At 75.9% G+C, this 13599-nt stretch carries 9 protein-coding genes; 4 read left to right on the top strand and 5 right to left on the bottom strand.

Annotated features, from left to right (window positions below):
- Positions 1-14: 14 nt before the first annotated feature.
- From AVL62_RS01175 to nudC, 3 genes are all read right to left on the bottom strand, one after another.
- The gene (locus AVL62_RS01175; protein WP_083518571.1) at positions 15-374 is read right to left on the bottom strand and encodes a WhiB family transcriptional regulator; all 360 of its coding nucleotides are present in this window, start codon (positions 372-374) and stop codon (positions 15-17) included.
- A gap of 440 nt (positions 375-814) precedes the next feature.
- On the bottom strand, positions 815-2920 hold the full coding sequence (locus AVL62_RS01185; protein ID WP_058889950.1) for an ATP-dependent DNA helicase UvrD2: 2106 nt from the start codon (positions 2918-2920) through the stop codon (positions 815-817).
- A complete protein-coding gene (gene nudC, locus AVL62_RS01190; RefSeq protein ID WP_058889857.1) occupies positions 2917-3864 on the bottom strand; it encodes an NAD(+) diphosphatase in 948 nt (315 codons plus the stop codon). The genes AVL62_RS01185 and nudC overlap by 4 nt, the downstream gene beginning before the upstream one ends.
- Before the next feature lie 113 nt (positions 3865-3977).
- Here nudC and AVL62_RS01195 point away from each other — a divergent pair, with 113 nt between their 5' ends.
- Positions 3978-5603: a phosphotransferase gene (locus AVL62_RS01195; RefSeq protein ID WP_161937814.1), complete on the top strand. Its 1626-nt coding sequence runs from the start codon at positions 3978-3980 to the stop codon at positions 5601-5603.
- Here the strand turns inward: AVL62_RS01195 and AVL62_RS01200 are convergent.
- On the bottom strand, positions 5567-8896 hold the full coding sequence (locus AVL62_RS01200; RefSeq protein WP_153011595.1) for an ATP-dependent helicase: 3330 nt from the start codon (positions 8894-8896) through the stop codon (positions 5567-5569). The genes AVL62_RS01195 and AVL62_RS01200 overlap by 37 nt on opposite strands.
- On the bottom strand, positions 8893-12108 hold the full coding sequence (locus tag AVL62_RS01205) for an ATP-dependent helicase (RefSeq protein ID WP_058889859.1): 3216 nt from the start codon (positions 12106-12108) through the stop codon (positions 8893-8895). Before AVL62_RS01205 ends, AVL62_RS01200 begins: the two co-directional genes overlap by 4 nt.
- A gap of 86 nt (positions 12109-12194) precedes the next feature.
- Between AVL62_RS01205 and AVL62_RS01210 the strand changes: the two genes are divergently transcribed.
- The 3 genes from AVL62_RS01210 to AVL62_RS01220 all read left to right on the top strand — a co-directional run bounded on the left by AVL62_RS01210 (position 12195) and on the right by AVL62_RS01220 (position 13563).
- Complete coding sequence (locus AVL62_RS01210; protein WP_058889860.1) at positions 12195-12833, top strand: TetR/AcrR family transcriptional regulator; 639 nt, start codon at positions 12195-12197, stop codon at positions 12831-12833.
- A 59-nt stretch (positions 12834-12892) separates the two neighbouring features.
- Positions 12893-13120 (top strand): DUF3107 domain-containing protein, encoded by a 228-nt coding sequence (locus tag AVL62_RS01215; RefSeq protein WP_058889861.1) that lies wholly within the window; start codon positions 12893-12895, stop codon positions 13118-13120.
- 173 nt (positions 13121-13293) lie between these two features.
- A complete protein-coding gene (locus AVL62_RS01220; protein ID WP_083518576.1) occupies positions 13294-13563 on the top strand; it encodes a GlsB/YeaQ/YmgE family stress response membrane protein in 270 nt (89 codons plus the stop codon).
- Positions 13564-13599: the final 36 nt, after the last annotated feature.

Below are 13599 nucleotides of genomic sequence, written 5' to 3' on the forward strand. Positions count from 1 at the left end.
CTCCGGCGCACCGCTCAGGCGGCCACCTCGTCCTTGCGGGGCCGGCCCCGGGGACGCTTGCGCGGCACCACCCGACCCTGCAGCATCAGCTGCCCACCCCAGACGCCCCAGGGCTCACGCCGTTCGAGCGCCCCGGCGAGGCACTGCTCACGCACGGGGCAGGGAGCACAGAGCTCCTTGGCGTGCTCGACCTCGGCGGGGAGCTCGGCGAACCACAGGTCCGCCGGGTGCTCGTGGCACGGCAGTGGCGCGTGGCCGAGCACGAGCCGGGGTGCGGCGGAGTCGTGGGTGGCCTCGTGCTCTCGGCGCGCTGCGGGATACACGGTGGTTCCTTCCTGATGTCGGTGCTGCTGGTGTCGGGGGCTGGTCGTCATGGCGTCTGTCTTCCGAGGTGGTCGGATCCAGGACCGCCGATGACGCCGGCTGACCGGCGAGCAACGAGAACGGCCGCGGATCCTCAGGCGAGGACTCGCGGCCGGAACGGGAAGGAGAAGCCTTCTACGGTGTCCGTGCTGAGCCCAGGCCCTGGGAGGGGTCGGCAACGTGCGGGAACGACGTCTGCGCGGTTCCGGCACCGAACGGCGCGGTCGCGGACGTCCCCACGGAGAGGACCGTGGCGCGGGGGCGGACGGTCCGGAGGGTGGACGCGGCGTGCGTCGTACGGGCGGGGAAGCCGCCGGTGACGATCGTGCTCTCCATCGTGATCCACCCTCCTCTCGGTGCGCGTGACCCCAGGGCGACGAGGCCGTGGGCTTGACTCGGTCACTGTATGCCCCCCTCCACCAGGGGCGCAACGCCTTTTCCGTCGGCGTCCTCAGCCGGTGGGCGGGGACGCGCCGGAGAGGATCTGCAGCACCGCGTCGCCGTACATCTGCAGCTTGCGCTCCCCCACCCCCGAGACCTGCGAGAGCGCGTCGCGGTCTGCCGGCACCTGCTCGGCGATCGCGACCAGGGTGGCGTCGGTGAAGACGACGTAGGCGGGCACGGCGCCCTCCGCCGCCACCCCTCGACGCCACTCCCGCAACGCGGTGAAGGTCGCCTCGTCGTAGGTGGGCGGGCAGGCTCCGCACCGGCCGATCTTTCGCTCGCCCGCCGCCGCGAGAACCGCCCCGCAGGACCGACAGGTCCGCGGCGGTCGCGGGGAGCGTCGGCTCCCCGCGCGCCTGCCGGGGGCCCGTCGCCCGGCCTGCGCGCCCGCCCCGAGGACTCCTGCGGCCGAGGCGAGGAAGGGTGAGACCGCGCGGCTGGACCGGGCGCCCGGGCTGCGTGCCCCGGCCCAGCTCACGGTCAGCCGGTGGCGGGCGCGGGTGAGCCCGACGTAGAGGAGTCGACGCTCCTCCTCCACCCGTTCGGGCGTGTCGGCGAGGGTGATGGGCAGGAGTCCGTCGCTGGCCCCCACGAGGAAGACCGCGTCCCACTCCAGGCCCTTGGCGGCGTGCAGCGAGGCGAGGGTGATGCCCTGCACGGTCGGGGCGTGCTGCTCCTGGGCACGCCGGTCCAGCTCGGCCACGAGGTCCGAGGTCCGCGCACCCGGGGCCTGCTCCACCAGGGAGTCCGCCAGCAGCGCGAGCGCCTGCAGGCTCTCCCACCGCTCCCGCACCGCGCCCGAGCCCTCCGGCGGCGTGGGTGCCCAGCCGGCCCCCGCCAGGACGTGGCGGACCTGCTCGCCCAGCGGCCGGGTACCGTCGTCCGAGCGCACCGCCCCGCGCAGCAGCACGATGGCGTTGCGCACCTCGGCGCGGGAGAAGAAGCGCTCGCCACCGCGCACGAGGTACGGGACACCGGCTTGGGCGAGCGCGCTCTCGAGCACCTCCGACTGGCTGTTGGTGCGATAGAGCACCGCGATCTCGCTGGGCTCCTGCCCGGCGTCCATGAGGACCCGGACGCCGTCGGCGACCCCCGCCGCCTCCGCCTCGTCGTCGGGGTAGGAGGTGAGGACGGGCGCCGGGCCGTCGGCCGCCTGCGCCACCAGGTCGGCCGAGGGGTCCCGCTGCCGACCGCCCGAGGCGAGCACCAGGTTGGCCAGGTGCACGATCTGGGGGGTGCTGCGGTAGTTGCGGACGAGGCGCACCCGTCGCGCGTCCGGGTGCAGCCGGGAGAACCCGAGCAGGTGGTCGGCACTCGCCCCGGTGAAGGAGTAGATCGACTGCGCCGGGTCGCCCACGACGCAGACGTCCTCGCGCCGCCCCCGCCACAGCTCGAGCAGCTGCTGCTGGAGGGGGTTGACGTCCTGGTACTCGTCGACGACGAAGTGGCGGTACTGGTCGTGGATCGCGGCGGCGATCTGCGGGTGCTCGTCCAGCATGCCGACGGTGAGCAGGAGGACGTCCTCGAAGTCGATGACATGACGCTCGGAGCACACCTCGTGGTAGGTCTCCAGCAGCCGGGCCATGGCGGTCGCGTCGAGGTCGGCGACCGATCGCCGCAGGGCGGTGGCCCGCGCCGCGTAGGTCTGGGCCGTCAGCATGGAGACCTTGGCCCACTCGATCTCGGACGCGACGTCGCGCAGGGCGGCCCGGTCCAGCCTCAGGCGCAGCCGACCGGCGGCCTCGGCCACCGCGGGGGCCTTGTGGGCGACGACGGTCGGGGGTGGCCCACCCACCGCCTGCGGCCAGAAGAACTGCAGCTGCCGCAGGGCCGCGGCGTGGAAGGTCCGCGCCTGGACCCCGCGCACGCCCAGGCTCCGCAGACGGGTCCGCATCTCCCCCGCGGCTCGCGCCGTAAACGTCACGGCGAGGAGTCGGTCCGGCGGGTAGGCGCCGCTCGCGACCCCGTAGGCGATGCGGTGGGTGATGGCCCGGGTCTTGCCGGTGCCGGCGCCGGCGAGCACGACCATCGGCCCCAGCGGCGCGGCCGCCACCTCCCGCTGCTCGGGGTCGAGACCGTCCAGGAGGGTGTCCGGGTCCGGCGCCGCGCTCACCGCGGCACCGCGGGACCGTGCCCCGGCAGCGGACCGCCGAACCACTCCTCGATGAGCCGGTGGGCGATGGAGACCCGGGAGGGCAGGGTGAACCGCCCCTCCTGCAGCCCTCGCGTCAGCTGGTCCCGGGTGTACCAGGAGGCGGACCGCAGCTCGCTCTCCTGGATGGTCAGGCGCGTCTGGCCGGTCCGGGCGCGGAAGGCGAGCATCAGCGACCCCGGGAAGGGCCAGGGCTGGTTGCCTCGGTAGACCAGGTCGTCGACCTGCACGCCGACCTCCTCCTCCACCTCGCGGACGACCGCCGCCTCCAGGGACTCGCCCGCCTCGACGAACCCCGCCAGGACGGACAACCGTCCCTCGGGCCACGGTATGCCGGTGGCCAGCAGGAGCCGGTCGTCCGGGTCCGTGACCGCCATGATGACGGCGGGGTCGGTGCGTGGGTGGTGCTCCGACCCGTCGGTCGGGCAGCGACGCAGCCATCCCCCCTGCACCACCTGCGTGGCGGTCCCGCACCGGGGGCAGTGGCCGTGGCGGTCGTGCCACGCCCGCAGCGCGGTCGCCGCCGTGAGCAGCCCGGCGTCGCGGTCGTCCAGGTCGGCACCGACCTCCCGGAGACCGACCCAGCTCAGCGCGCCCGGACCACCCGCCTGGTCGCCGTCCTGCTGCCTGGCGCGCCCGGCCGTCACCGCCACGTAGTCGACCCCGGCGTCGCGGCCGAGGAACCACGGCTCGTGGTGGGCGTCGTCCTCGCGAGGCGCCCGCAACCGCAGCCGCACCGGGTCGCGCAGGACCGCGACGGTGTCGCCGCGCAGCTCGAGCACGCGCGTCCCCGGGCGCCGGAGGAGCGCACCCAGCTCGGCGTCGTCGGTCCGCACCCGCGCGAGGCGGTCCACCCGGGACCGGGAGAGGGCCAGGTCCAGAAAGGTCTCGTCGGCAGCGCTCACCCGGACACTGTAGGTCCCGGCGCCGACGGTGCCACCGCGCCGGGGGCGGGCCGCTTCGGGGACGTGCCGGTGGAATGACGCCCCGGGTGGAGGACACGGCATACGGTGGGGGCGTGAAGCGCACCGACCTGGCCCTCGCTGCCCTCGCGAGCGCCGCCGTCCCGGGGATGAAGCCGGTGACCGTGGCCCGGATGAGCGTCGAGAGGGGGGCCGAGACCGAGCTCGAGCAGGCCGTGGTCGAGGACGCCACCGGGCGACGGTGGCTGGTCCGCTCACCGCTGACCGCGGTCGCCGGGGCGCGGCTGCACCGCAACGACGAGCTGGTCCGTCAGCTCGCCAGGCACCTGCCGTTCAAGGTGCCCGCCGCGGCCGGCTACGCCGCGGTCGGCCGGGAGGGTCACGCTGCCGTCTACCCCCACGTGGAGGGCGCCACCCTCGACTTCACCCGCCTGCCGGCGGGGGCCGGGCTCGCCCACGCCGTCGGCCGCGCCGTCGCCGCCGTCCACAACATCCCCGCGGGGGTCTTCGAGGAGCAGGACGTGCCCTCGTTCGACGCCGCCGGTTGGCGGCAGCGGCTCATCGCCGAGGTCGACCGCGCCGCCGAGACCGGGCGCGTGCCCACCAGGCTCCTCGCCCGCTGGGAGGAGGCCTTCGACGCCTCCCCCCTGTGGCAGTTCGCCAGCACCCCGGTCCACGGTTCCTTCCGGGGCGCCACCGTCGTCGTGACCTTCGCCGACGACGGGGCCGACAGCGGGCGGGTGGTGGCGGTGACCGACTGGGACGAGGCGATGGTGGGCGACCCGGCGACCGACCTCGCCGAGGTCTACGCGCAGGCGTCCCCGGAGGCCTGGGAGTCGGTGCTCGACAGCTACGCCCTGGCGCGCGCCCAGCGCCCTGACCCCTACCTGCACGCCCGGGCCCGTCTCCTGTCCGAGACGGGTCGGCTGCGGGGGCTGGCCCAGCACGTCGCGGCCGGCGACGAGGAGTCGGCCCGTCGGGTCGTGGAGGTGCTGCGCCGCATGGACCGCCTCACCGAGGACGAGGACTCCCTGGTGCCCACGACCGCCCGCGCCGGCGGAGCCGCCCTCTCGGCTGCCGCCCACCCCGTGCCCGAGGGGCCGTCGGCACCGAAAGGTGGGCCGGGACCGCTCGCTGCCGAGGGCGACCTGCCCGAGCCCCCCGAGGGCGAGGAGCTGGACGAGGAGGACGACGACCTCGACAGCGACGAGGCCGTGGCGCGGCCCGACCCCTATCTCGACGACGGCGACCCCGACCCGCACCCGGACGACGAGTCCTCCGGACCCGGTGCCGACCCGTGGTCCGGCGCCGACGACGGCGCTGACGACGCGGACATCACGACGGAGGTCCCCGTCGTGCGCCCCGACGACGCCCCCCGTCCCCTCGCCGACGGGCCGGCACCGGCCGTGCCGCAGCGCCCGGAGGAGGAGGGCACCCCGGAGGGGGTGGACGCCCCCGCCCCGGGGGGCGAGCCGGCGGAGCCCCCGGCCGCAGGACCGGCCGGGGGGACCCCCCTGGGCGAGGAGCCGTCCGGCGCGCCCGCCCAGGGCGCGCCCGAGGGCGGCGCCACGCCCGAGCCGGACCAGGACGCGGCGCCGGAGCACGGCGCCACGCCCGAGCCGGACCAGGACGCGGCGTCGGAGGACGTCGAGCTCCTGGACGACGACACCCGGCTGCACGAGCTCTACGGCATGCCCTCCGAGGAGGACCAGGACCGCTGACCCTCGCCGGGTGACCCCTGCCCCGCGATCCGCTGCGCCTCGTCCAGGAGCCGTGCGAGGTCGGCCTCCGTGGGCAGCCGTGGCCGGACCGTCGTGCCGGTCGCGGCGTAGAAGAAGGCCGCCCGCACCTGGTCCACCGGAAGCCCGCGCAGCCGGGCGTAGGCCAGGCGGTAGACGGCCAGCTGGACCGTCCGGGCCCGTTGCTGGGCCGTGCTCCCGGGCGTCCCCGTCTTCCAGTCCACCACGGTGACACCCCCGTCGGCGTCGCCGAAGACGGCGTCGATCCGGCCCGCCACCGTGCGTCCCCCCAGCGTCGTCTGCAGAGGTACCTCGACCGCCAGCGGGACCCGGTCCGCCCACTCGCTGGCCAGGAAGTGCTGCTGCAGCGTGCCGAGCCCGGACGCCTGGTCGGAGGGGTCGGACCCGGCGTCGAGGTCGTCCAGGTCCACGAGCGTGGCCGCCGCGTAGTGCCGCTCCACCCAGGCGTGGAAGAGCGTGCCCACCCGCGTCCGGGGCGTGGGGGGGACGGGCACGGGGCGACGGAGGTCGCGCAGGTAGGCCTCGCGGTCGGCCACCAGCGCGACCACCGCCGACGTCGACAGGTGTCCGGGGAGCTGCGGCCCGTCCCGGCGGGTGTGCCGGTCCGCGCGCTCGGCGAGCAGCAGGTCGACGGTCTCGACCCAGGGGGCGCGGGCGTCCTGCTGGACCGTCGGCGGACCACCGACGCCCCCCGCGGCGACGAGGGCGGCCGCGACGTCCCGGACCGTCTCCCGTCGGTCCTCGCGCTGGACCGGCCACGGAGCGGCCGTCTGCTCGCCCAGGCGCGGGTTCAGCATCCCCTCCCCCGGGTCGGGCATGTCCACCCACGGCCCGACCACGGCCCCCGGCAGGTCCGTGACCTCCTCGAGGAAGCGTGAGGTCACCCTGGGCTGCTTGCCCGTCGACCACACGGGGGCGGTGAGCAGCAGCTGCTGCCTGGCCCGCGTCGTCGCGACGTAGGCCAGCCGCCGCTCCTCCTGGACCGCGAAGCGCCCCTGGTCCAGGGCGAGCCGCGCCAGCGCGGCCCGCAGGGCTCGGGTGTCGGGGATCTGCGACCAGGACAGGTCCGGTCGGCCCTCGCGGTCGCCACGCAGCGGGGTCGGCAGGCGGCCGATGCCCGCCAGCCACCCGTTGTCGGTCCGCTCCTTGGTCTGCCACCGGCCGTCCCGGTGCTGCGGGGTGACCCTCCCCGAGGGGAAGACGCCCTCGACCAGTCCGGGGACGGCCACCGCGTCCCACTCCAGCCCCTTGGCCGCGTGCACGGTGAGGACCTGGACCGCCGTCGTGTCGACCGACACCTCGGCCAGCTCCGGGGTCTCGGCGTCCTCCAACCCCCGCTGGTGCTCCCGCGCTGCGTCGAGCCAGTCCAGGAACGCACCCAGGCTGGCCCGGTCCGCGCCGTGGTCGAACCCGGCGGCGACCTCGACGAGAGCGTCCAGCGGCGCACGCCCCCAGGTGGGGTGCAGGTCCGGGTCGGCAGCCACCTCGATGTCCAGCCCGAGCAACCGCTCGGCCTCGGACACCAGGTCGGGCAGCGGGAGCCCGGCGAGGGACCGCACCCGGTGGAGCACCTCGGCCAACCAGGAGACCCGGTCGCGGCCCTGGGACGACAGGCGCTGGCCCTCCTGACCGGTCCAGGACTCTCCCGGCACATGCTCGAGGGCCTCGGCCAGCACCGGGGCGTGCTCCCGCTCCCGGGCCACCCCGCCACCCGCCGACCGCGCCAGCTCGCGCGCGCGGGCCCACAGGGCGTCCAGGTCCGCCGCGCCGAGACGCCCGACCGGCCCGGCGAGCAGGCGCATCACCTGGTCGCCCCGGGTGGGTTCCTGCGCCACCCACAGCAGGGCGACCAGGTCGAGCACCTCGGGTGTGTCCAGCAGCCCGCCCAGGCCGACCACCTCGACCGGCAGACCGCGCCGGCGCAGCGCGTCGACGACCGGCCCGAACTGCGCGCGCGTGCGGCAGAGGACGGCCGCCGTGGCACCGTCCGTGGACCGGACGCGCACCCAGTCCGCCACGTGCTCGGCCTCCGCCACGTGGTCGACGAGGCGGGCCACCTCCACCGTCCCGGCCCCGGCCCCCGGACGCGGGCGCAGCGTGGCCACCGGCACCGGGCTCTCCTCGCGCAACGGCCCCGCCACGGCGTTGGCCGCGCCCAGCACCATCTCGTCGTTGCGCCAGGACGTGCTCAGCTGCAGGACCTGCGCCGGGTGCCCGTCGACGGCGAACTGCTCGGGGAACCGGGTGAGCGTCGTGGCGCTCGCCCCGCGCCAGCCGTAGATGGACTGGTGGGGGTCACCGACCGCGGTGACCGGCATCTCCTGCCCGGCGAAGAGCGAGGTGAGCAGCACGAGCTGCGCCTCGGAGGTGTCCTGGAACTCGTCCAGCAGCACCGCGGCATACCGGCTGCGTTCCGTGGCCCCGACCACGGGAACGTCGCGGGCGAGGCGGGCCGCCAGGGCCATCTGGTCGCCGAAGTCGAGGGCCCCGCGCTCGGCCTTGGCGCGGCGGTAGGCGAGCACGAGCGGGTAGAGGCAGGCCTGCTGACGCAGGGTCGCGGCGAGGTCCCTCCCGGCCTTGAGCGGTCGGCCGTCGTGCGGCAGGTCCTCGAAGCGCTCCGCCAGATCCAGCAGCAGCTGCTCGGCGTCCTGCGGCTCCACCAGGTGCTCACCGAGCTCGCCCGAGAGGGCGAGGACGGCGCGGACCACGGTGCTCGGGGCGCGGTCCATCGGCGTCATGTCCCCGTCGTAGCGGCTGACGACGTCGTGCGCGAGCTGCCAGCAGGCGGCCTCGGAGAGCAGCACGGCGTCGGGCTCGACGCCGAGGCGCAGCCCGTGCTCGCTGACGAGGCGGCCCGCGTAGGCGTGGTAGGTCGAGATGGTCGGGAGGTCGAAGCCGTCGCCGCCCGCAGGTCCCGACGCCACGTCGGGACCGTCCGCGGCCTCCTCGCCGGACCACAGACCTGCCTCCCGGAGCCGACGCAGCTTGCCGGTGAGACGGGTGGTGAGCTCCACCGAGGCCTTGCGGGTGAAGGTGAGTCCGAGCACGTCCTGGGGCGCCACCAGCCCGTTCGCCACCAACCACAGCACCCGCGAGGCCATCGTCTCCGTCTTGCCGGAGCCTGCCCCGGCGACGACGACGCCCGGCAGCAGGGGCGCGGTGATGACCGCTGCCTGCTCCGGGGTGGGCTCAGGGGTCCCCAGCGCCAGCGCCAGGTCCTGGGGGGAGAAGCGCGGCCCGGTCGACCTGCTCACCGTGCGCGGCCCTCGGGCTGCAGCGGACAGGCGAACCGGGCCGGGCACCGGCGGCACACCCGGTCCTGGTCCCGGGCCGTGAACTGCGCCCCGGCCATCCGCGTGGCCGCGTCCTGGATCGTGGACAGCGCCCACCGGGGGTCGTCCGCGGAGGTCAGCGGCGGCTGCGACTGCTCCACCGAGCCGGGCGCGCCCAGCTGCACGAGCCGGGCGCCCCCGCTCGCGGCACCCAGGTCCGCGAAGGCTCCGTGCGTCACCGCGACCTGGTACGCCGCGAGCTGGGCGTGCCGGTCCACGTCGGCGCGGGGGACGGGGGTGCGTCCCGTCTTGAGGTCGGCGACGACGAGCGCCCCGTCGGACTGCCGCTCCAGACGGTCCACCGCTCCCGTCAGCCGGGGCTCCCGGGCGGCCTCGCCCTCGCCCGGTGGCAGCGCCACCGAGAGGTCCAGCTCGGCACCCACGAGCTCGCGCCCGGCGGCCCGGGCGTCGCGGACGTAGGAGACGTAGCGCTCCAGCATGCGGTGCGCGTCCTGGCGGGTGCGCTCGGAGACCCATCCCTCCACGAGGCCCAGGTCGGGCCACCGCCGGTCCAGCTCGGCGACCAGCTCGTCGGCGGTCGCGTCGGGCCGGGTGGCGACGACGTCGTGCACCAGGGTCCCCAGGGCGGCGCCGGAGGCCTCCCCGGTCTCGGCGCCCCTCGAGGTGAGGAACCACCGCAGCTCGCAGTCGAGGAACGTCTGCAGCCGGGAGGGCGACACACGGACCGGCCCCTCCGGCTGGACGGGCGAGGTGCTCGACAGCTCCCGCAGGTCCCACCACGCCGCCGGATCGGCACCCGGGACCTGCTCGCGCGCCAGCCGGACCAGCAGCTCGACGGCGGCCGTCCGGGCCGGCTGGTCGCCGTCGCGGTGGGCCTGGACGGCGCAGCGGCGCAGCTCACCGACCAGGCCCCGCAGGGTGAGGGGAGGCGGCACGTCGACCGGGGGCCGGTCCCGGAACGCGGGATCGACGAGGTCCAGCAGGGCCGAGGGCTGGTCGTCGGTGCTGGCCGTCGCCGTCACCAGCACCTCCTCCCGGGCGCGGGTCAGCGCGACGTGGAACTGGCGCAGCTCGTCCGAGCGCACGGCCGCCTGGGCGTGCCGCCGTGCCTCGGTGCCCGTCACCGGGCGGCCCTCGACCGCGGCGACCAGCGCGTGCGACCCCAGCAGCGAGTCCCGCAGCCGGAGGTCCGGCCAGACGCCCTCCTGCACCCCGACGACGGCGACCCGGCGCCACCGGCGGCCGGCCGCCGAGTGAGGGGTGAGGATCTCCACCGCCTCGGGCTGCTGGGCCCCCACCACGAGGGTGTCGGCCGCCACCTCCGCCCCCCGCACGGTGTCGAGGAAGGTCCTGGCCCTGGCCCCGGGGAGCCGGTCCACGTGGTCGTCCGCCGCGGAGAACAGGACGAGGACCGCGTCGAGGTCGCGGTCGGCCCGCGCACCCGACGGCCCACCGGCGAGCGCCTGACGGGACCACGCCCTCGCCAGCCCGCTCCGGGACCAGAGCGCCCAGAGGACCTCGTCCGGTCCCGGGAGGCCAGGTGCACCGCGCCGTGGATGCGGGGTCCCCGACGACGCCTCCGACGCCTCGGCCCGCGCGGCTCGCACCACGACGTCGCGTCCGGCCTGCAGGACCTCCGCCACCCGCCGTAGTGCCTGCAGCTCGACGGGGACGTCGTGCGGGGCCTGCCGCCGCAGGTCCGGGTCGCCGAGGCGCAGGGCGAGGAGCTCGTCGGCGCCGCGACCCCCGCCGCCCGCCAGCTCCGCCGCCCGGACCTGCCGGCGCAACCGGCGCAGCCCCACCGGGTCCAGCCCTCCCAGCGGCCCGGTGAGCAGGTCGACGGCCTCCTGCGGGGCGAGGGACCATCCTGGGTCGTCGTCGTCACCCCGGGTCACCACGTCCAGGGCCAGGAGCAGAGGACGCACGGCGGGGTCGGACCCCAGCGGCACGGACGACCGGTCCGCCCGCACGGGGACGCCCCCGGACGCGAGCGCCCTGCGGACCGTGGCCTGCTGCGCGCGGCTGCGGGCCACCACCGCGAGCTCCTGCCAGGGCACCCCCTCGAGCAGGTGCGCCTGCCGCAGCCACCGGGCCACCAGCGCCGCCTCCTGGGCCGGGCTCCGGGTGACGTGGACCCGCACCGCCCCCGGGTCCGCACCGTCGGCGGGGCGGCGCTGGCCCCCGGCACCCACCACGCCGATGCGCTCGGCCACCCGGTCGGCCGCCCGCCCCACGTCCCCGGCCACCCCGTGCCGGGTGCCCAGGGTCAGGGTCGTCGGCCCTGCCGCTCCCGCCCAGCGACGGGCCAGCCCCAGGAACGCCTCCGGGACCGCACCACGGAAGCCCTGGACGGCGGAGTCGGGATCGCCCACGAGGACGCCGTCCGCGCCCGGGGGGCGCACCGCGTCGAGCAGGCGGGCCGCGGACACGGTGAGCTCCTGCGCGTCGTCGACCAGCAGGGCCCCCACCCGGCGGTGCACCAGGGCGCGGAGGTCGGGGTCGCCCTCCAGCGCCTCCGCCGCGGCCGTGGTGATCCAGGCGGGGTCGTAGCTGCCCGGATCTGCGAGGGCGGTGACCTGGTCGTACTCCTCCAGCACGGCGCCGGCGCACGCCCACTCCGGCCGGTCGTGGACCTGGGCGAGGACCTCGAGGTCCTCGCGCCCCACACCGTGCTCGACCGCACGCATGAGCAGGTCGCGCAGCTGGGCCCGGAAGCCGTCCGTGCGGCGGGCCCGGTCGAGCTCCTCGGGCCACGCAGGGCCGCCACCGTCGGCCTCGTGCCCCGCGAGCAGCTCGCGCAGCACGGCGTCCTGGTCGGCCCCGGAGATGAGCCGCGGCGTCGGCCCGTCCTCGCGTGCCGCGGCGAGCCGCAGCACCGAGAACGCCAGGGACGCGGCGGTCCGTGCGAGCGGCTCGGTGTGGGTGGCCGCGAGGTCCTGGCCGATGGCGGCGCGCAGGCGGCCCGCTCCCTGCCGGGTCGCGGCGACGACGAGGCAGCGGTCCGGCTCCAGCCCCTCGCGCAGCCGCGCCTGCGCCTGCGCCACGACCACGCTGGTGCGGCCGGTGCCGGGGGCCCCCAGGACGAGCAGGACGCCACCCCGGTGCTCCACGGCCCGACGCTGGTCCGGGTCGTCGCCGGGCGGTGCCGGTGCGGCGGTCTGCGGTCGTGCCATGGGGCCATCACATCACCCGCTGCCGACAGACCGCCCGGAGCGGTCGGGTGGGCCTACGATGGGAGGATCGAGAAGGAGGGAGCCCCGTGACCAGCCCCCTGACCCCCGAACGACGCGTGCGCCTGCCCCGAGGGGAGCGCCGGGCCCAGCTGCTCGGCGCCGCCCTGGAGGCGTTCGCCGAGTCGGGGTACCACGCCACCGCCATGGACGACATCGCCGACCGTGCCGGGGTCAGCAAACCGGTGCTCTACCAGCACTTCGACAGCAAGCTCGCCCTCTACGTCGCGATCGCGGAGTCGGTGGCCGACGACGTCGTCCGACGGATCGAGGCGGCGCTCGCCTCCGAGGAGGGCAACGAGGCCCGGATCACCGGCTGCCTCAGCAGCTTCTTCGAGTTCGTCGAGCAGCCGTCGTCCGGCTATCCGGTGCTCTTCCGCTCCGACATGACGTCCGACCCGTCCGTGGCCAGCATCCTGGAGCGCACCCGCCGGGCCTGCGGCGAGTCCATGGGCCGGGTGCTGGCGGAGGAGACCGAGCTCAGCTGGGACGAGTGCGTCCTGCTCGGGACCACCATGGCCGGGATGGCGCAGGCCGCGGCGGTCGCCTGGTACGACCGCCGCGGGAGCATGAGCCGCGAACGGGTCCTCGAGCTGCTCTCGACCATCGCCTGGCGCGGGTTCGGGGCGGTGCCCCCGCGCGCCAGGGTGGTCCCGGTCCCGGGCTAGGCTGGGTCCTGCCCCGGTCCGGGGCGCACCCACTGCCAGTCGACAGGGAGGAACCCACCGTGGAGGTCCGCATCGGAGTACGGGACGTCGGACGCGAGGTCACCTTCGAGTCGGCGCAGACGCCGGCCGCCGTCCGAGAGTCCGTGACGGAGGCGCTCAGCAGCGGCTCCTCGGTCCTCGAGCTGCAGGACGAGAAGGGCCAGACGATCATCGTGCCGACGGCGACCATCGCCTACGTCGAGATCGGTGTGCAGGAGAAGGGCCGCGTGGGCTTCGGGACCCACTGACACCGCTCCGTCGGTCACGAGAACGTCACGAAACGGCCTGTCGCGTCGTGTCGGTTGGTGTTCCTGCCGCGCGCTCTCTACTGTGAGGGCGATCGTCGCGGGAGACTGCTCCCGCGTCGCTCACCCAGAGGGCTCTCTCCTCCTGGGCTGACTTGTGCGAAAGGGTCATACCCATGATCACCACCATCATCGTCGCTCTCATCGTCGGCTGCATCGTCGGCCCCCTCGCCCGGCTCATCCTGCCGGGTGACCAGAACATCTCCGTCCCCATGACCATCCTGCTGGGCGCCGTCGGCTCGCTCGTCGGCTCCTGGGTCGGGGCCAACTTCCTCGGGACCAGCGGTGCGCAGTTCAGCTTCTGGGGCCTCATCCTCGGCACGGTCTTCGCGATCGTCGCCGTGATGGCCTACATCGCGGTCACCCGCCGCAAGGCGGTGCGCTGACCGCGCACCGAGCCGAGCCGGTCCGGACGGCGCGCC

This window comes from Serinicoccus chungangensis (genome assembly GCF_001483745.1).
Taxonomy (GTDB): Bacteria; Actinomycetota; Actinomycetes; order Actinomycetales; family Dermatophilaceae; genus Ornithinicoccus; species Ornithinicoccus chungangensis_A.